This is a genomic window from Streptantibioticus cattleyicolor NRRL 8057 = DSM 46488 (genome assembly GCF_000240165.1).
GTDB classification, from domain to species: domain Bacteria; phylum Actinomycetota; class Actinomycetes; order Streptomycetales; family Streptomycetaceae; genus Streptantibioticus; species Streptantibioticus cattleyicolor.
The window spans coordinates 1,812,755-1,831,124 of sequence record NC_017586.1; the positions used below are offsets into that span (position 1 = coordinate 1,812,755).

Genomic DNA, 18,370 nt, shown 5'->3' on the forward strand with positions numbered 1-18,370 from the left:
GCTCACTTCCCTTCTTCCAAAAGCTTGCGGGCCTCGGACGCAAAGTTGACCAACATCTCCTGAGCGTCGAGCACATAAATCTCCTCTATGTGCTCGTAGTCGCCCATCTCTGCGTCAATGCAGGGCTGATCTCCGTCGACGGGGTCGTAAGACGGGATCTGCCGAAACCACGCCTGCCGTTCCTTCTCCCACTCCTCGTGAGCCTCGACGAGCTTTCTCATGAATTGTCGATCAGCCTCAGCGGTAGCCAACTTGCGCTTGATCCTCTTGGGGTACTTACGAGACATGTCTTGCCTTTCTGTCGGTTGCCCGTGGCGAACGGCCGGAGTTTCCCGGCCGCCACCAAACAGGAACCGCCTAGAGGTCAGGCAGCCGCAGGGATCCGCTCGTCATCCGGGCTGTCCGGCACGTAGTTGGCTCTCCAGAAGTCGGCACCCTCGTGACAACCGGCTGCACGGAGAACCCCCGACAACGCCTCCACCTGAGCTTCGTTCAGGTGCTCAGCCTCATAAATCGCCAGCGCGCCATCATCGAACACCCGGGCAAAATGCAATGCGGCACTGACCACCGGGTTCTGCTGCCGCCTCTCCGTAGCCAGCTCGGTGAGCATTTGTCGGAGTTCCGCGATCTCCTTGCGTGACGCCTCCACTTCCGCCCGCGTCGCCTTGATGAGTCCCGCATATGCCCGGTACGAGCCTTGCACCGTGTTGTTCAAATCCTGCACCAAGTCAGAAAGAAGCTTTTGGTTCTGCGAGACGAGTAGTTGCGACTCGCTGATTACGGAGACCTCCTCCGTGTTTACGTTGATCTCCACCAACTGATCCGACACCCAGTTGATGAGATCCTGACGTTCCGACGCCTTCTCGCGCCGCTTGCTGATGAACGGGAGCTTCACGTGATCCTCCAGTTGTCTAGGCTTAGGCAAGCGCCCATAGCAAAGGGCCGGGAAGCCATTCCCGGCCCTTCACTAAAGGTGCTCGACAGTGGTTACTTGTCCCAGCCCCACCAACCGCGTACCTCCGCAAGGGAAGTCTCGGGGTAGAACTGGCTCAGCACGTCCTCAAAGGACGCGTCCGGGTTTTCGCTGATGGTCATGGCCGAACTGATGACAAGCCTCACCGCGTCCATCACCGCCTCTCCGATACCTATGTTCTCGCTCACCATGTCCAGGGCCGATTCCATGACTTCTTCGATGTGCTCTGCGGAATTCATTCCCCACCCTCAGTAAGACTCGACGCGCCGGAAGCTGTTGTTCTGTGCGGCAACCTCAGCCCGCTTGCTGTCAGCGCAGGGCTGGCACAGGTTCCGGAAGTACGTCCAGGAGCCGTTTGGCGTCCCCCCGATCCACCTGTACTTGCCGACCGCTCTCACCCGGTCTCCGTGCGCTTCGTCGCCCAGGTCGCACCAGTGGACACGCACTACCGGCGCCACGTAGCGGACGAAAGGAAACTCGGTCCCGTCCTCGTGAGCCGTCCAATCCCCGCTGACCTCGTAGTGATCGCGCTCGATCACAGCAACAACCGTCGCCAGCGGGACAGCAGCCGCCCCTTCGTAGAGGTAGCCGTCGACGGCCTGCGCCCAGTGGGTCAGTCGGCACGTGCAACGCAGAGCCACCGACGCGCCGACGAATGGCGACGCCTGGTACACCTCGACGTACCGAGCCGTGCCGTCACACTTCGGCCTCTCGGATCGCAGCGCCCGCGGCTGAGGCTTCTCCACCGCGCCGGCCAATTCCCCCACGGTCGGGTGCACAGTGACAACGACGCGGTACCGTCGCGTCCCCGGTACGCGGTGCCACACCGACCCGAGGCGGTAGCCAAGCCTGCCCATCTCCGCGTACTCGTTGAACGCCTTCTCCGCGTCGATGCTGTCTGCTGCCTTGCCAAGTGGGATGAGCGTCCCGGACTTTCGGGCCTGCCAGGACGCCCGGGGAGACGGAGGCACGTAGAACGACACCTCTCCCGTCTCCCCGTCGAACGTCAGGTGCGGACGGTAGCCCCAGGCCGGTTCCCTCACTGCTCCGCCTCCAGAATCTCAAGAATCGAGTAGTCCTCGTCCAACTGCTGTGGATTGCAGGTACGGCAGTACCGAACATGCGTGTTGCACATCTCTACGGTCCCGGCCGACGTGTAGAAGATCGCGCCCAGCCACGCGCACTTCCGCGCCTTGGCATTCATGAGGTTTGTCCAACGCATCTCTCACCACCCCCGCTCGGTCAGGAACTCATCCACGGTGACCTCGAAGTTCGCCCGGATAACGTCCTTGAAAGTCGCCTTCCCGCCCGTCTTCAAACTGCTCATGGCAGCGTTCACCATGAGCGCAAGCAGGTCTTCGTCTTCCGTGTCGAGCCATGGCAGCTCACCTATCAGCATGTCCATGGCGCCATTGACAGCCTCGGACACCTGCTCTTCGGTGTACGTCTTCGCGTCACTCACTTCTTCGCCTTCCCCTCAGTAGACTCGCTTCGACTGGTTCTTGTACGTGCGCCAAATCTGGCCTGCGAGGACGACACCCGCGCCCGCGAAGTTGTAGTTCAAGCACTGACCGAAGACGTAGTTCCGGAGCGTGTTCAGCGTCTCCGTACGCGTCTCGGTCACAACCTGACCCGTTTGCAGGTTGCGCCACACGATCTGGTATTCCTGTGTCGGCTTTTTGCCGACGCGAGCCTTACCCATGACATCGAGTCGCAGCGTCGCTGTTGGCATCGTTCAAGGCCCTTCTTGGTCTAGGTCGAGTGGTTCAGCCGTGACCGGCCATGAAAAAGGGCCGGGATGCCATCCCGGCCCTTCAACAAAGCAGTTAACGCGTCAGATTGCGCACTCCAGGTCTTCCGATATCAGGCACAGCACGTCGGCATGCGTCTTGCGTGTTCCCGTGTGGGCACGGCCCGCCCGGAATGGTTCGCCGTCGCGGAGCAGTCGGTAAGCCCAGTCCCCGTGGTACCGCTCACCAGGTGTGCCTCCTCCCAGCTTGTACACCTCGATCGTGACACCCGGCACATGGGGAGACTCGCCAGAGAATTCCGGGGAAAAGCCCCGGGGCAGCTCGCACGCCCCGTAGTAGCCGCACCCGGTCCCGTCGCAGTGCCCGGTGAAGCAGTGATCAGTGACCGCCGGATCGCACCCGTCCTCGCACCCCTCGCATTCGTAGTACGAGTCATCCAACGGGCCTGTGACGGTGGTCCCGCAGCATGAGCAATACCGTAGGCCGTGCTGCACGTCGGGCTTACCGCTCCGCAGCGCGGAAGCGGCACGCGCAGCCGCTCTTTTCTGGTGCCAGGTCAGTCCTGTCATTGTGGCCTCCTGCATGAGTTATTGCGCGAATCAGTGGGCGTGAAGCCCCATGAAAAAGGGCCGGGATGCCAGCCCCGGCCCTTTAACAAAGCTCTTCACACTCGTTGTGCACCTGGCCAACGTTCCAGGCTCGCGCCGTATCGTTTAAGCGCTTGGGCATGCTTCCCGCTCACCTAGCCTTCCCTATCACCTCCCTTCAGCGAGGGCGCTACCCCTCAATTAGGTGGGTCGGCTTAGGCATTCGTCATCGCTGCGAGCACGAAAAGTGCTCTAGGTCGGTACATGCCCGTTGGTTTTACGTGTGCTGCGTGTCTCCCTACGCTCGACCGGGGTTCCAGCCCGGCGTCTTTGCCCTCGGATCGTCTGCCGAAGCAGCTACCTCTCCGCACACGGGTCCTCTTGTCCAGATGGGTCGCTAAGCCACCGGTCAAGAGTCGCGCTATTGAGTTCTCAAGCATCACAGGTCCCTTTCAGGCTCATCACCACTGTTCTCCCGGCTTGGAACACTCGCCCAACTGCCTCATCCGTGGGCAGGATTGGGAACGAGCAACGCGCTTTGTAGCCTTCAGCCCCGTAATGAGGGGGCGTCCAACCTGCGTGCCGTGCGTGGTAGCTAGCCTGTCCGGCCCTAATCTCCGGTCCGCTTACGCGGAGTGGGAGCACCGAACTTGCCTGCCTATATAGGCGGATCCCGTGTGTGCATATCGCGTATTTCCTTTCCGTTCTTGCCGCCTGCCGTGGCGACACCGAGAACGTTAGGGCCTGATCCCCTGATTCAACAAACGGCATCCCCTGATTCAACTTCCTCGACATAAAATCCCCTTGTCCGTGCTTGTCCAGATTGAACAAAAAAGCGCCGCCCGATTAGCTACGGAACGGCGCGGTTTGACGCGTGACCGGCGTCACATGGAATTGCCTTTTACAAAAGCCCCATCACAACCCATTACGGGCGTGGTCTAAACCACTTGAGGCGACCTTGATTGGTCTAGCCCTTGGTCTAAACCAATTGGTCTAAACCACCGAGTCAAGCTGACCACTCGTCAGTGAATACCTGACTGCGACTCAGGCACTCCTGACTACCCGCTTTCATGAATGAATCAATTCCAATCAATTCATTCATTCACACGCTCGAATACGGAGGGGGTAATCCCCAAATACATTCCGAGTGGACCCGCCGGGGGCGCTGTCCTTCGACCGTGTACGGGTTTTAATTTTTTCAAGGCTCTGTGCGGCCTTCAGCGGGCCGCAACGATCACTGTACCACACGAGGGCGCCTGACCAGCCCCAACGGGCCTCCACGGGGCTCACAGGGCCTCAGAACCCCCCGCCGTGGGCCTGGATGGGCCCCGGCCGGCTCTGCCTGGCCCTCGACGCCGCCCCACCGCCCCTCGTGAATGAATGAATTGAGTCCCCACAGTGTGACCTGCGTCTCAGATGGGTGTCTGGCGTCCGAAGTCGGGGCGATTGACACCGACATCTATTTTGCGGGGGGTCTCTATACCCCCGCCAAGAAGCCTGTAGTGATCATGTAAAGAGCATGGGAGGATCAAGTGTATGCACCACCCTGATAGATCCCCTGCTCTGGACACTCTCGACGCCTTCGCTCCACTGGATCTTGGCTTCCTGCTCCCCTGGGAGACTCCCGACTACGGAGAAGTGTGCTTGGCAGCCGGCCTGGAGGCCGCGGAGACGGGTTACGGGGTGCTCCTGGCGGTGGACAGCTCCATATCCCGGTACTCCCTGGTCACCAGGGACGTTGCCTGGGTGCGGAGACTGGCGTTCTCGGGGATCTCCGCAGAGGCCCTGGCCGAACTCCCGCTCCCTGCTGAGAAGTTCACGGTTCTCCGGGGTTGGCCTGGAGAATGGGCGGCAGGCGGCGAAGGGCTTTGGGGCATCTCCCGGCCAGCCCAGGGGAATTGCGGCTAGCCTCTCGGCATGCAGCACGTCTACGCAGCCCACGGGGGCTTAACGAGTGTCAGCCTGATCCACCACCCCGAGCAGAAGTCCGCGATCGTGACCGAGGTCGTCACCCTGCCGCGCTTCCGGGGCCGGGGATGGGCCAGTGAACTGCTGCGAGAAGTCTGCTCGGAGGCCGATCGAGAGGGCGTCGAGCTGGTACTGAAGGTCGAGACCAGCCCAGGCGGTCTCACGGAGGCCGAGCTGCTGGCGTGGTACCAGCGCCACGGTTTCACCCCTGTTTCAGCCGATCCCGAGGGGCTGACCCTGCGGCGCCGGCCGGGAAGTCGCTAACGAGAAGAGGCCCGGGAATATTCCCGGGCCTCTCCATCTGCGTTTTGCATCAAAGCAAAGAACGCTCAAAGCGTTGCGATCCTCACTCCGGCAGCCGAGCCGGATTTTCAACCACACCGGTGCTGTGTGGTGTGCCACCCTCCGTCGAGCGAAGGTGGGTTCACCATAGCAGGTTCCGCGGAGGCGTGTCAGGGGTTCGCCTTCTTGTACGCGTCCATGACATTCCCCGGCACACGGCCCCGATCGCTGACCTCGTACCCGTTGTTCTTGGCCCAGGCGCGGACCTTCCCAGGGTCCACACCGTTGCCCCGGGGACCAACCACCGTGGTGGTGCGCCGGCCGCCCCGGCGCCCGCCGACCCTGCGACCGGACTCTACGAAATCAGCCAGTGCGTCACGGAGCTTGTCCGCGTTCTCCGTGGAAAGGTCGATCTCGTACTCAACCCCGTCGAGGCCGAACACGATCGTCTCATCGGCGTCTCCGCCGGAGAGGTCATCCACCAACTGCGTGATGATCTTCTGTGCCATACAGAAAAGGATACGGCACACACAGATTCTCAGGGGACGCACCTTCGAAGCTCTGGGCTGTCTCCTAGACTGAGGCTCGGCTCCCCCGGTCAGGCAGACTGAGCGCGTTCGCGGTAAAGCTCTCGCACCATCACGGCAAAGAGCGGAGCGTCCGCGAAGGGCCTGTCCTCACCGACCTTGCGGTATCCCCAACCTTCGTAGAGCGCTTGTACCTTCGGATGCTCGGTGTCGACCAGAAGGGCCGCGAGGTGTTCGGGCCGCTCAGCGAACAGGGCCTCGTGGATCGACTGAGCCGCGCCCGTCTTGCGCCACTTCGGCCGGACCATCAGCTCAGACAGGTGGTACGTCGCCCTGTGCCCGTTGTGCGGCTGGTACTTGGTGCCCCGCCACCACTCACGGCTCTCGGGTGCGGCAGCACCGTAGGCGTAGCCGACTGCTTGTTCCCCCTCGTAACCGATCACGCATGAGAAGCCTGGGCTGCTGCTCCAGTGGTCCACGAACCATGCGAACCGCTCACGCTGATCGAACTCGTCGGTGCTGTCTGCGTAGCACTCATCGTGGATGTCGAGAAGCAGATCGCGGATTTGCGCCGCGCTGTCACGGTTGTGGTGGCGAAGGGTCAGCTCTTTCATCGGTTCCTCATCCTGTCGATGTAGTCGCGCGTCACTGCTGCGTCTGGGGCCCGGCTGATCAGTTCCCGCTGGAAGTCACCGATCAAAGTTCGAAGCCGCGCGGACCCGTGAGCAGTTTCGGCAACTATCTCTGCCTCTCCGATCGTGGCAATGGCCCGCTCGACATCACCTTGTCGTAGCTGCGCAGTGGCCATTCGCACCGTATAGACAGCCCGGTTCCTCACGAAGCTGGGCCTTATGCGTGCAAGCGACTGGTGAGCGTGATATTCCGCCTCTTCGTGCCGTCCGACGGCAAGCATGCAAACAGCGCTGATTCCATTCAGCTCAGCCAGGTCATAGAACGCCATCCAAGCAGGCCGGGAAACGTCCTGGGCACGGTCGATGGCAGTGTGCGCACGTTCCAGCGTCCGAAGCGCGCTATGGTGTTCACCGACGAGCCCTTGGGCGAGCGCAACACGGGCATGCGCGAGGGAGGCAAAAAGCGGATCACGACGCACTGCCAGTGTGTTTCTCATTGCCTGTGCTGCGGCCAGCGATTCGGCTTCATTGTCCTGCAACTTTGCCAACATCGAGAGCAGATTCCACACATCGAATTGGGCGGCGCCGTCTCCGCTCATAATGGCCAGCGGCATGGCCTGCTCCAAGTACCGCCGCCCGTCGTCGTGCCGTCGCCCATCAAGGGCAGCCCATGCCGCGGCGGTGGTGGCGTCGGCCGCTAGACAGTAAAGCTTGTTTCGAACGCGCGTTGCTGCCGAGCCGTGTCTCGCTAGGTCGATCGCCACCTGAGCTTGTTTGAGCGCTGCCCTCTCGACAGAAGAGGTGCCTCCGGTGGCTTGGTCAACGTCGTTGAGCTGGTCGAGGGCGACTCGAAGGCGTTCAACGTCACTGGCTCCCACGGTTCGGCGACTGGCTGGCGCTGGCACCGCCGCCGTGCCGAAGGCGACGAGGAATGATCGGCGGAGCAAGGGGTCTTCCTCCGTAGGTGACTTGATGCTGGGTGCAATCAAGCCTAGTTCCTCAACGGGGCATCCGAACACCTCTTCCAACGCGACACATGTGCGCCCGATGGGGCGTCTGGTCTTGCCCTTCACAAGGTTGCGCACCGACCGGTCGGACAGCTTGCCCGGCCTGCCGGTGATCCTGCGCAGAGCCTCGTTCATCTGACGCGCTAACTCATCTTGGGAGAGCCCAAGGGCACGCATCCGCTTCTTCAGAACGGCGTTCTCCGCCATACCGCCGACGGTAGCCGCTGTCCGGGCCACGGGCCAGAGGCATGGTAATGGAGTCTTAAAGTTTTCCGGTTCCGTGCGAGCAACTTCTACCGACTTTTCCTGGTCAGCACGGGTTGCTGGTCGTTTACTTGGTGACCGGACGCCCGCAGGGCACTTCGCATCGGGCACAGCCAGCGGTCTGCCAAGTCCAAGACGAACGCTGGCCCCTTGTATTCGCTGACGCCAGGAGCCGGCATGACCTACGTGGGCAGTACGCGCTTCTCCATCCCCACGGACCCCAGGTGTCTCAAGGCGGCCCGTAACCGCGTCGTCGGAGCGGTCCGTGCCTGGACCGGACTGGATGCGGCTGCCCTGGACGGCCTCCGCTCGGTGGCCTCGGAGCTGCTGGCCAACGGGGTCGAACACGCGCCCGGCGCGCCGCTGACGGTCCGTCTGCGGCAGCGCGACCACCAAGTTCTTCTTGAGGTCTTCGACGGCAGCTCGAAGCCGCCGCAACCGCGCTGCGTTCCCGAGGGAGCCGAGCGGGGCCGGGGTCTGGTGGTGGTCGCCGCGCTGGCAGAGGACTGGGGATGGGAACCGATCGATGTCGGAAAGAGGGTGTGGGTCACGATGAAGTTGCCGGAGCCGGCCGGGAACTCGGCCGCCAGCAGCGTTGAAGACGCCTTACGGCTCTGCGACACCGGAACGCGGTTGTCGCTGAACCTCGTGCCGGGGGTGGCCTGATGGGGCGCCACGGACGGGACAAGCCCGTTCAGGACGAGGAGATTGAGGACTTCAAGCTCCGGCACCTCGCTCCCGTTGCGGCGGCTGTGTTCTTCACCCTCTACGCCACCTTGGGTCACCCGGGAGCCCTCCACCATGCGGCGCCCCGCGTGGGGACGGCGGAGGTCACGGAGCCGGCCGACGGGGAGGGTACGAAGTGATCCCCCTGCCCATTCAGTCTGACCCGCAGGACCCCGTGCACGTTGCCGTCCGCCAGGTCGAGGCCGATCTGGTCGAGCTGGGGCTGGGCGTGAGGTGGGCAACCGGGCCTAGCGGGCACCGCTTGATGCAAGTGCCCAAAGGGCGGGGCTGGTGTGCTGCTCAGCCTGCCGCTGAGGTGGCCTGGCCGCACGGGGCTGAGCTGTGCGTGATCGTGCAGTGGTATCCCGATGACGAGTTCAGGGACGTTTGGCGCACGGGCGAGGTGTCGCCCCGGGCTGAGGATCACTGGTCTAAGAGCCTGGAATACCTTTCCTCGGGGTTGGAATCCCTCGGTTACCTGGTCGGGCATCCGCAACCGCCACACTCACCCGCAACTCGCGCGAACGCAGACCTTCTTGTCTGCCGCATCCCTGACCACCCTCCGCCTCTTCGGACCTATATCTCGGTGAAGGCCACTCCTCGTGTGCGAAGGCGTTTCGTCGACGGCCCTCAAGACTCGATTCGCAGAGTGCTGGAGAAGGCAGGTCTGGACAGCCGTGCCAGGCCGGAGCGCAATAAGGGCATGGGTGTCTGCATTGCGGTTCCCGTCGACCACCTCTTGTGGCCGCCGGAGTCCGAAGCTTGTGCCCGGGTGGAGTGGTACCCGGACCCACAGTTCCGCCGGAGCGCGCTGAACGGGACGGCACCTGCGGGAGAACAGGCGCACTGGGACGAGGGCGCCGCTCATGTGGAGGCCGTCCTGAAGGAGGGCGGCTACGAGACCCGACGGCGCGAACGTCCGGCTTCCCCCGAGACCGATCTCGGGATTACCTGGCTCGTGTACCGAGGCCCCCAGCCTGCGAGCCCACTACTTCCGTCGAAGCCCTGATACGGACTGTCGGCGGAGTAACGCCCTCTGTCGGGGCGATCGTCTAGAGCAACACTGAGGAGCAAAGGTAAGTGGCAAGGGGAAAGCGCACCGATACGGTCAGGGCGGTTGAGCAGCGCGCCGCGAAGCTGGGGGACGGAAAGGCCACCCCTGAAGCGAATCAGGCGGCGGCGCTGAACGGCGCATTGATGCGTGGGGTGCCCGACGACCTACGCAGGGAGCACCACCGCGACGGTGTTCAGACCCGGCAGGTGGACCGGAACTCCGGCAAGGGGTAACCCGCCCGTTTCTCTGCCGTCGGTGGGAATTTCCCGGAACCACTGGCATCACCTCTCTGCCGATGGTTCCGCCGACGGCAGGCCCAGCCCCGCCAACGTGCCGCGTTTGCAGCGGGGCTGGGCACCCCCTCACCGATGCATGAATGAATGAAAGGAGCGGAGAATGCCCGCTGCGACGGAGCCCGGCACCGAAGCCGAAGAGCCCGTGAAGGTCACTTCCACCGAGGGCGGCGACCAGCCCGACAGGGCCCCGGAGGAAGCCTCCGACCTCGTGGGCGCGGTGGTCCTGGCCGCGTAGCTCAAGCCCCCTCTCCGGCCGGTTTAACCGCCGGCCTGGCCGGAGAGGGCGAGCCTGGAGCAAGTCCGTCCTGGGAAGCCCCCCGTCGCGCAGGGAAGACCCGGCGGGGTTGTTACTGCACCACCGATCCGAGGAGGTCAGTAAGTGCCCGAGAAACCCAGTTTGTATGACCGGCCGATCGCCGGACCCTTCGCCGCGCTCTGTGGTGGTGGGGACAACGGCGACGAGTCCATGGAGAGTTGCATCAGTGTGGCCGAACTCCACGGTGGCGGATACGCCCTTCGGGACACCAAGCCCGAGGGCAAAGGCCACGAACTCCGGATGAGCAAGACGGAGATCACCGCGTTCGCCCGCACGTGGCTGAGCCAGCACGACGAACCCCAGCTCGGCTGAGCAAAGTGGGCGCCCCGGTTTCCGGGGCGCCCCCCCTCACCTGTTGATCGCTCGCCAGGAGCGCACATGTCGCTGCAACTGATCGTGGACGACCCTGCGGTCATCCTCCGGAGCTGGCCGCACGAACCCCTCCGGTTCCGTCGTGATCCTGCTGAGTTCGGCCGGTGGCTGACGCTCGCGGAGGTGGATACGCTCATCGACGCCGGTTGTCTGGCCATGCGTAACGTGGTCCTGCTCAAAGACGGCCGGGTAAGCGAGAAGTGGGAGTACGCGGACCCTGACGACCCCACCATGCCCCGCTGCGGCGCCGTGCGAGAGCACATCAAGGCCGGTGGCTCGGTCTCGCTCCGGGAGCTGGAGCACCTGAAACCGTCGGTTGCCGACCTGTACAGAGCGCTGTGCAGAGAGACCGGCTACGGGGTCCACATCAACGCCTACCTCACGCCGCCAGGCTGCCAAGGGCTGAAGTACCACTTCGATCCGTACGTGACGCTCATCCTCCAGATCCACGGCCGGAAGACCTGGCCCGTGCATCCTCCGTTCGTGGCGAACCCGGTGCAGGAGTACGGATCCTTCCACCTCATCGGCTTCACTCCCGAGCAGCGTCACTACCTGGCACACACCCCGCCGGCCGCGACCTTCACCCTCGCGCCGGGCGATGTGCTGTGGCTCCCCCGAGGTTACGTGCACTCTCCGTACACCGAGGGCAGCGAGACCTCCCTGCACATCACCGTGGCATTCAAGGAACGGACCTACCACTGGGCCGCCGAACGACTCGCCGAGGACATCCTGAGAAGGGCCCTGGCGGACCCGGAGATGCGCGAGGAACTGCCGCCTCACCTGGTCACCCTGGACACGCTCCCTGTCGTGGAGCAGGCACGCGACTACCTGATCGGCGCCTTGCTCAGCCTCGATCCCGAGACTGCGGTTAAGTACCTCCAGCGCAGCGCCCTCGTCCTCTGAACAGCGCCTCGGGAGCACCTATGGACCAGCAACCGCCCCACTGGCACGCTTACAGCTACACCGGCCGGTCGTACTCCGACGGGCAAGCGCGCAGGGGGGAGGCTCCGGAGACGTACGAGCCCTTCCTGGTAGAGGACTGGCTCAGGAAACCGGCGCGGCTCATCTCGGAGACGTTCACGGACGTGGACTCGGCAGTGGACTGGCTGAGGGACTGCTACGCGTCCCACGTTCCTCTGGACGCCGCCTCGTTCCCGGTCGACATGCGGCTCCACTACTCCCGAGCCACACTCCTCCAGGAGCGAGGGAGGGACGTGGTGCTGGGCTACTACTCAACCGGCCGTGACTACGTCACACGAGCGCTGATCGCCTGCCCGAGGCCGAAGCGCCACGCCTACAGCGAGGAGCCTCCGCGTTGCCCGGCTCCGCTGTGACCACCGGTCCAAGCTGCGCCTGAACGAATGAATGAGTGCCTGTCCCGACCATCACACCGGCGAACCGTGAATGAATGAATTGGCGGTTCGCCCCCCATCGGCCCCGCTCGTCCGTCCCTCCCCGTGGCGGATGGGCGGGGCTTCAACATCCCGTCCGAGGAACACCGCATGCGTCAGTGCATTGCCACGGCCGCCGCACCGCCCGAACAATTACTCGTAGCAATCCTTGCCGAGCAAAGCTGCGTAAGCACCAGCGACCTGAAGTACGCCACCTTTGACCTCCGCTGCGAACTCGGCCTCTGGCACGAGGGAGAACACGCTGACCACGTGTGGGAGTGGGAAGACGGCATGGCTCCGCCGCTGTGGGCACGCTGGACGGCGGACGGACTCCTAAGGTTCGAGTGTCTGTCCTGGTGCGAGGCTCCCCACCTAACACGCGACGAGGTGTGCACGCTATTCCAAGACCATCCCCGAGAACACTCGTGGAACGTGGCCGATCCTCGCATCGAGGCGCTACGACGCCGGGTCCTGGCGGAGGGCGCGGGATGGATTCCCAACCGGCTGGACTAGCAGGTGCGTGCGTCCCCGTCTTGGAGACGCACGCACTCTCGCAACCAGAACCACGCTGCCGGGCGTGGGCTAAATCCACTCGATCGTGCTACGGACGCTCGGGGTCTCCTTCGGCTTCGGCAGGGCCGCCCAAGGCGCCTCCGTCCTCTGCGGCTCCCGGCGGGGCCGGGCCCCCAACATGGCCAGCAGAGCAGCCACCTCAGCGTCCGAACAACCCGGCAACGACTCGATCACCTTGCGTAACGGGTCGGTCACGACTCCTCGTTCCCGCTGGTCAGGGGCTTCTTCACGCTCAGCGGCAGCAGCTTCTTACCGCTTTCGCTCAGTTGTGGCCATGTGTCAAACTGGGGGCAGACGCCGCAGTCGAAGCAGGGGGTCCAGCGGCAGTCCTCGACCTCGGTCTCGTCGAGGGCGTCCTGCCAGTCCTCCCAGAGCCAGTCCTTGTCGAGGCCGGAGTCGAGGTGGTCCCAGGGGAGCACCTCCTCGTAGGAGCGCTCCCGGGTGGTGTACCAGTCGACGTCGACGCCCATGGCCGGCAGCACCGCCTCGGCGCACGCCATCCAGCGGTCGTAGGAGAAGTGCTCGCGCCAGCCGTCGAACCGGCCGCCGTCCTCGTAGACCGCGCGGATCACCGCGCCGATCCGCCGGTCGCCGCGGGAGAGCAGGCCCTCGACGATGCCGGGCTTGCCGTCGTGGTAGCGGAAGCCGATGGAGCGGCCGTAGCGCTTGTCGGAGCGGATCTTGTCGCGCAGCTTCTCCAGCCGGGCGTCGGTCTCCTCGGCGGACAGCTGCGGCGCCCACTGGAACGGGGTGTGCGGCTTGGGGACGAAACCGCCGATGGAGACCGTGCAGCGGATGTCGTTGGACCGGGAGACCTCGCGCCCCTTGGCGATCACCTTGGTGGCCATGTCGGCGATCTGGAGGACGTCCTCGTCGGTCTCGGTGGGCAGGCCGCACATGAAGTACAGCTTCACCTGGCGCCAGCCGTTGCCGTAGGCGGTGGCGACGGTGCGGATCAGGTCCTCCTCCGAGACCATCTTGTTGATGACCTTGCGGATCCGCTCGCTGCCGCCCTCCGGGGCGAAGGTGAGGCCGGAGCGGCGGCCGTTGCGGGTCAGCTCGTTGGCCAGGTCGATGTTGAAGGCGTCGACCCGGGTGGAGGGGAGCGACAGGCCGATCTTGTCGGCCTCGTAGCGGTCGGCGAGCCCCTTGGCGACGTCGCCGATCTCGCTGTGGTCGGCGGAGGACAGGGAGAGCAGGCCGACCTCCTCGAAGCCGGTGGCCTTCAGCCCCTTGTCGACCATCTCGCCGATGCCGGTGATGGAACGTTCGCGCACCGGCCGGGTGATCATGCCGGCCTGGCAGAAGCGGCAGCCGCGGGTGCAGCCGCGGAAGATCTCCACCGACATCCGCTCGTGCACCGTCTCGGCCAGCGGCACCAGCGGCTGCTTGGGGTAGGGCCACTCGTCGAGGTCCATCACGGTGTGCTTGGAGACCCGCCACGGCACGCCCGGGGTGTTGGGCACCACGCGGGCGATCCGGCCGTCGGGCAGGTACTCGACGTCGTAGAACCTGGGCACGTAGACGGTGCCGGTGCGGGCCAGCCGCAGCAGCAGCCCGTCCCGGCCGTCCGGACGGCCCTCGTTCTTCCAGGCCCGGACGATGTCGGTGATCTCCAGCACCGCCTGCTCGCCGTCGCCGATGACGGCAGCGTCGATGAAGTCGGCGATCGGCTCGGGGTTGAACGCGGCGTGGCCGCCGGCCAGCACGACCGGGTCCTCCTCGGTGCGCTCGGCGGCGGCCAGCGGGATGCCGGCCAGGTCGAGGGCGGTGAGCAGGTTGGTGTAGCCCAGTTCGGTGGAGAAGGAGACGCCGAACACGTCGAAGGCGCGCACCGGGCGGTGGGAGTCGACGGTGAACTGCGGGACGCCGTGTTCTCGCATGAGCGCCTCGAGGTCGGGCCAGACGCTGTAGGTGCGCTCGGCGAGCACCCCCTCGCGCTCGTTGAGCACCTCGTAGAGGATCATGACGCCCTGGTTGGGCAGCCCGACCTCGTAGGCGTCCGGGTACATCAACGACCAGCGGACATCGCAGGAGTCCCAGTCCTTGACGGTGGAGTTGAGCTCTCCGCCGACGTACTGGATCGGCTTCTGGACATGCGGGAGAAGCGCTTCCAGGCGCGGGAAGACCGACTCGACAGGCATCACAGGGGTCTCTCGGCTGTCTCTCGGGGGCTGGGCAGAAGGTGGCCACCCGCACAGGGGTGACCACCCAGCTTAACCCGACGCTAGGCGGAGACCGGCCGCTGCATGCGCACCGACTGGAGCAGCCCGACCCCGATCCACACCGCGAACATCGACGAGCCGCCGTAGGAGACGAACGGCAGCGGGATGCCGGCCACCGGCATGATGCCCAGCGTCATGCCGATGTTCTCGAAGGACTGGAAGGCGAACCAGGCGACCACCCCGGCGGCGATGACCGTGCCGTACAGGTCCGGGGCGTTGCGGGCGGTCTTGCAGGCCCGCCAGAGGATCACGCCCATTATCAGGATGATCAGCCCGGCACCGAGGAAGCCCAGCTCCTCGCCGGCCACCGTGAAGACGAAGTCGGTCTGCTGCTCGGGGACGAACTGGCCGGTGGTCTGGGTGCCGTGGAAGAGCCCCTTGCCCAGCAGCCCGCCGGAGCCGATGGCGATCCGCGCCTGGGCGGTGTTGTAGCCGACGCCGGAGGGGTCGAGGGTGGGGTTGGCGAAGGCGGCGAAGCGGTCGATCTGGTACTTGCTGAGCAGCTGGAGCTGCCAGATCGCCACCGCCCCGGCCGCGCCCACCGCCAGCAGCCCGAGCACCCAGCGGTTGGAGGCGCCGGAGGAGAGCAGCACCCCGAGCACGATCACCACCATGACCATGGTGGAGCCGAGGTCGGGCATGAGCAGGATGACGCACATCGGCAGCGCGGCCATGCCCAGCGACTGGAGCACGGTGCGGTTGTCCGGGGTGAGCTGGTCGCCGGCGTCCACCCGGGCCGACAGCAGCATCGCCATCCCCAGGATGATGGTGATCTTGGCGAACTCCGACGGCTGGAGGGAGAAGCCGCCGCCGATCACGATCCAGGAGTGGGCGCCGTTGACGGTGGAGCCCAGCGGGGAGAGGACGGCGAGCAGCAGCAGGATGGAGACCGCGTAGAGGATCGGGATCACCCCGCGCACCCGGCGGTGGCCGACCGCGATGGTGCCCACGCACAGCCCGATGCCGATGGCCAGGTTCATCAAGTGGCGGATGAGGAAGTACTGCGGGTCGCCGTGGTTGATCGAGGTGCGTCCCCGGGTGGCCGACCACACCAGCAGCGAGCCGACCGCGGAGAGCACCGCGGCCGCCGAGAGCAGCACCCAGTCCAGCCGCCGCACCACCGAGTCGCGGGCGAGCAGCTTGGCGAAGGTGCCGCGTTCCGGGCTGAACCGGCGGATCGCGTAGCCGCCGACGCTTCCGCCGGTCATACGTGGTACCTCCGGCCCAGCAGCAGCTTCTCGTTACGGTCCGGGGCGAGCGCGGCCGGCGCGTACCCCGGGGCGGCCGGGCCGGCCGGCTCCGGCGGGTAGGCGAAGGCGCGGGCCGGGACGTAGGCGACCTGCTGGGCCTGGCCGTCGGGACCGAACTTCGGCAGCGTCTCCCGCGGTTGGGGCAGCAGCCCCTTCTTCGGGTCGATGTTGCCGCCGTCGACGCCGTAGAGCGCCTCGTAGATCGCGCGGACCGCGGCACCGGAGCCACCGGAGCCGGTGCCGCCCTGGGCGATGGTCATCACGATCGCGTAGTCCTTGCTGTACGTCGCCAGCCAGGAGGTGGTCTGCTTGCCGTAGACCTCGGCGGTGCCGGTCTTGGCGTGCAGGGTGATCTTGTCCTGCGGCCAGCCCTGGTACTTCCAGGCCGCGGTACCGCTGGTGATGGTGCCGGCCAGGGCGTCGTCGATGTAGTGCAGCGTCTCCTGGGAGTCCGGGAGCTTGCCGGTGGCCTTGGGCTTGATCTCCTGGACGTGCTTGCCGTCGGCGCTGACGATGGCCTTGCCGATGGTCGGCTGGTAGAGGGTGCCGCCGTTGCTGAGCGCGGAGTAGATGCGGGCCATCTGCAGGGGGGTGACGAGGGTGTCGCCCTGGCCGATGGAGTAGTTCACCGAGTCACCGGCGCGCAGCCGGTTGCCGTCGGTGCAGTCCTCGCGGGCGATGCGGGTGGCGTAGTCGTCCTTGTCGCTCTTGGCCTGGGCGCACCACGCGGTCTTGTTGGCCTCCCAGAACCGCTGCTTCCAGGTGCGGTCCGGGATCCGGCCCTTGGCCTCGCCCGGCAGGTCGACCCCGGTCTTCTCGCCGAGGCCGAACTGGCGGGCGGTGGTGTAGAACCAGTCCTTGGGGTGCTTGGGGTTGTTGCCGCCGTCCTTGAGCCACTGGTCGTAGGCGAGGCCGTAGAAGACGGTGTCGCAGGAGATCTCCAGCGCCTTGCCGAGCGAGATGTCGCCGGCGCTCTCGCTCTCGAAGTTGCCGAAGGTCTGGCCGCCGATGGTCATGCTGGAGGTGCACGGGTAGTGGCCGTCGGCGGCGTAACCGGCGTTGATGGCGGCGGTGGTGGGGATCACCTTGAACGTCGAACCGGGCGCGGACAGGCCCTGGATGGCGCGGTTGAGCAGCGGGTAGTCGCTGCCGTCACCGGTGAGCGCCTTGTAGTCCTTGGCGGAGATGCCGCCGACCCAGACGTTGGGGTCGTAGGTGGGGGCGTTGGCCATGGCGATGATGCGGCCGGTGTGGACGTCCATCACGATCGCGGCGCCGGAGTCGGCCTTGTACCAGGTGTTGGTGTTCTTGTCCCAGACGTGCCGGGCGTCCTCCATGGCCTGGGCCAGTTCCTTCTCGGTGACCGCCTGGACGCGTGAGTCGATGCTGGTCACCAGGGAGTTGCCGGGCTGCGGCGGGGTGTCGCCGGCGTTGCCGATGACCCGGCCGCGGTTGTCGACCTCGTAGCGGGTGATCCCGGCCTTGCCGCGCAGTTCGGCGTCGTAGGTGTGTTCCAGGCCGGAGCGGCCCACCTGGTCGGAGCGTTGCAGGGTGGGCTGGCCGTTCTTCATCGACGCCTTGATCTCGTCGTCGGTGACCGGCGAGAGGTAGCCGAGGACCTGGGCGGCGTTGGCGTGGTCGGGGCTGTCGTAGCGGCGGACCGCGGTGGGCTGGGCGGCGATGCCGGGGAAGTCCTCGCGGCGTTCCATGATCTGGAGCGCCTGCTGGGTGGTGGCCTTGTCGGTGATGGGGATGGGCTGGTAGGGCGAGCCGTTCCAGCACGGCTTGGGGGTCTTGGCGTCGCAGAGGCGGACCTTGTCGGCCACGTCCTTCTCGCTCATGCCGAGGACGGCGGCGAGGCGGCCGAGGACCGCCTTGCCGCCGTCCTTCATCTTCAGCATGTCGGTGCGGCTGACGGTGACCACCAGGCGGGTCTCGTTGTCGGCGAGCGGGACGCCGCGCTCGTCGAGTATCGAGCCGCGTACCGCGGGGGTGACGACCTCCTGGACGTGGTTGCTGGCGGCTTCGGCGGTGTACTGCTGCCCGTTGCGGATCTGGAGGTACCACAGCCGTCCGCCGAGGGTGCAGAGCAGGGAGACGACGAGGATCTGCAGGATCACCAGGCGGATGGTGACCCGCTGGGTGCGGCCGGTCTCAGGGATATTACTCATCGGCT

General features: G+C 65.4%; 19 protein-coding genes. 7 read left to right on the forward strand and 12 right to left on the reverse strand.

Translation table 11 applies throughout. The features are described 5' to 3' along the window. Nucleotides 1-2 precede the first annotated feature (2 nt). From SCATT_RS07895 to SCATT_RS07920, 6 genes are all read right to left on the reverse strand, one after another. The gene (locus SCATT_RS07895; RefSeq protein WP_014142462.1) at nt 3-221 is read right to left on the reverse strand and encodes a hypothetical protein; all 219 of its coding nucleotides are present in this window, start codon (nt 219-221) and stop codon (nt 3-5) included. Nucleotides 222-364: 143 nt separating this feature from the next. After that, nucleotides 365-895 (reverse strand): hypothetical protein, encoded by a 531-nt coding sequence (locus SCATT_RS07900; protein ID WP_014142463.1) that lies wholly within the window; start codon nt 893-895, stop codon nt 365-367. A 92-nt stretch (nt 896-987) separates the two neighbouring features. Next, nucleotides 988-1,212: a hypothetical protein gene (locus tag SCATT_RS07905; protein ID WP_014627679.1), complete on the reverse strand. Its 225-nt coding sequence runs from the start codon at nt 1,210-1,212 to the stop codon at nt 988-990. Between the two features lie 9 nt (nt 1,213-1,221). Then, on the reverse strand, nt 1,222-2,016 hold the full coding sequence (locus SCATT_RS07910) for a hypothetical protein (protein ID WP_014142465.1): 795 nt from the start codon (nt 2,014-2,016) through the stop codon (nt 1,222-1,224). Between the two features lie 182 nt (nt 2,017-2,198). After that, entirely contained in the window at nt 2,199-2,435 is a 237-nt protein-coding gene (locus tag SCATT_RS07915) for a hypothetical protein (RefSeq protein ID WP_014142467.1), read from the reverse strand. A 15-nt stretch (nt 2,436-2,450) separates the two neighbouring features. Further along, nucleotides 2,451-2,705, reverse strand: a complete 255-nt coding sequence (locus tag SCATT_RS07920) for a hypothetical protein (RefSeq protein WP_157894820.1) — start codon at nt 2,703-2,705, stop codon at nt 2,451-2,453. Nucleotides 2,706-5,228: 2,523 nt separating this feature from the next. Here SCATT_RS07920 and SCATT_RS07930 point away from each other — a divergent pair. After that, entirely contained in the window at nt 5,229-5,543 is a 315-nt protein-coding gene (locus SCATT_RS07930; RefSeq protein ID WP_014142473.1) for a GNAT family N-acetyltransferase, read from the forward strand. A gap of 188 nt (nt 5,544-5,731) precedes the next feature. On the opposite strand, the gene SCATT_RS07935 is transcribed toward SCATT_RS07930, so the two are convergent. The 3 genes from SCATT_RS07935 to SCATT_RS38510 all read right to left on the reverse strand — a co-directional run bounded on the left by SCATT_RS07935 (nt 5,732) and on the right by SCATT_RS38510 (nt 7,934). Then, nucleotides 5,732-6,070, reverse strand: a complete 339-nt coding sequence (locus SCATT_RS07935) for a histone-like nucleoid-structuring protein Lsr2 (protein WP_014142474.1) — start codon at nt 6,068-6,070, stop codon at nt 5,732-5,734. Between the two features lie 89 nt (nt 6,071-6,159). Then, entirely contained in the window at nt 6,160-6,702 is a 543-nt protein-coding gene (locus SCATT_RS07940) for a GNAT family N-acetyltransferase (RefSeq protein ID WP_014142475.1), read from the reverse strand. After that, nucleotides 6,699-7,934: a helix-turn-helix domain-containing protein gene (locus SCATT_RS38510; protein ID WP_157894821.1), complete on the reverse strand. Its 1,236-nt coding sequence runs from the start codon at nt 7,932-7,934 to the stop codon at nt 6,699-6,701. The genes SCATT_RS07940 and SCATT_RS38510 overlap by 4 nt, the downstream gene beginning before the upstream one ends. 234 nt (nt 7,935-8,168) lie before the next feature. On the opposite strand from SCATT_RS38510, the gene SCATT_RS07945 reads away from it, so the two are divergent. The 6 genes from SCATT_RS07945 to SCATT_RS07970 all read left to right on the forward strand — a co-directional run bounded on the left by SCATT_RS07945 (nt 8,169) and on the right by SCATT_RS07970 (nt 12,089). Continuing rightward, complete coding sequence (locus SCATT_RS07945) at nt 8,169-8,657, forward strand: ATP-binding protein (protein ID WP_014142477.1); 489 nt, start codon at nt 8,169-8,171, stop codon at nt 8,655-8,657. Nucleotides 8,658-9,797: 1,140 nt separating this feature from the next. Next, nucleotides 9,798-10,004: a hypothetical protein gene (locus SCATT_RS07955; protein ID WP_014142480.1), complete on the forward strand. Its 207-nt coding sequence runs from the start codon at nt 9,798-9,800 to the stop codon at nt 10,002-10,004. Nucleotides 10,005-10,167: 163 nt separating this feature from the next. Beyond that, a complete protein-coding gene (locus SCATT_RS40275; protein WP_014627684.1) occupies nt 10,168-10,302 on the forward strand; it encodes a hypothetical protein in 135 nt (44 codons plus the stop codon). A 144-nt stretch (nt 10,303-10,446) separates the two neighbouring features. Further along, the gene (locus SCATT_RS07960) at nt 10,447-10,695 is read left to right on the forward strand and encodes a DUF397 domain-containing protein (RefSeq protein ID WP_014627685.1); all 249 of its coding nucleotides are present in this window, start codon (nt 10,447-10,449) and stop codon (nt 10,693-10,695) included. A gap of 66 nt (nt 10,696-10,761) precedes the next feature. Beyond that, nucleotides 10,762-11,658: a JmjC domain-containing protein gene (locus SCATT_RS07965; protein WP_014142482.1), complete on the forward strand. Its 897-nt coding sequence runs from the start codon at nt 10,762-10,764 to the stop codon at nt 11,656-11,658. Between the two features lie 20 nt (nt 11,659-11,678). Beyond that, nucleotides 11,679-12,089: a hypothetical protein gene (locus SCATT_RS07970; RefSeq protein WP_014142483.1), complete on the forward strand. Its 411-nt coding sequence runs from the start codon at nt 11,679-11,681 to the stop codon at nt 12,087-12,089. Between the two features lie 821 nt (nt 12,090-12,910). On the opposite strand, the gene SCATT_RS07985 is transcribed toward SCATT_RS07970, so the two are convergent. The 3 genes from SCATT_RS07985 to mrdA all read right to left on the reverse strand — a co-directional run bounded on the left by SCATT_RS07985 (nt 12,911) and on the right by mrdA (nt 18,365). Continuing rightward, nucleotides 12,911-14,863, reverse strand: coding sequence for a TIGR03960 family B12-binding radical SAM protein (locus SCATT_RS07985; protein WP_041824536.1), 1,953 nt, complete (start codon nt 14,861-14,863; stop codon nt 12,911-12,913). An 83-nt stretch (nt 14,864-14,946) separates the two neighbouring features. Beyond that, nucleotides 14,947-16,152 carry a rod shape-determining protein RodA gene (rodA, locus tag SCATT_RS07990; protein ID WP_014142487.1) on the reverse strand — a complete coding sequence of 402 codons (1,206 nt, stop codon included), beginning with the start codon at nt 16,150-16,152 and terminating at the stop codon, nt 14,947-14,949. Next, entirely contained in the window at nt 16,149-18,365 is a 2,217-nt protein-coding gene (gene mrdA, locus SCATT_RS07995; RefSeq protein ID WP_014142488.1) for a penicillin-binding protein 2, read from the reverse strand. Before mrdA ends, rodA begins: the two co-directional genes overlap by 4 nt. Nucleotides 18,366-18,370: the final 5 nt, after the last annotated feature.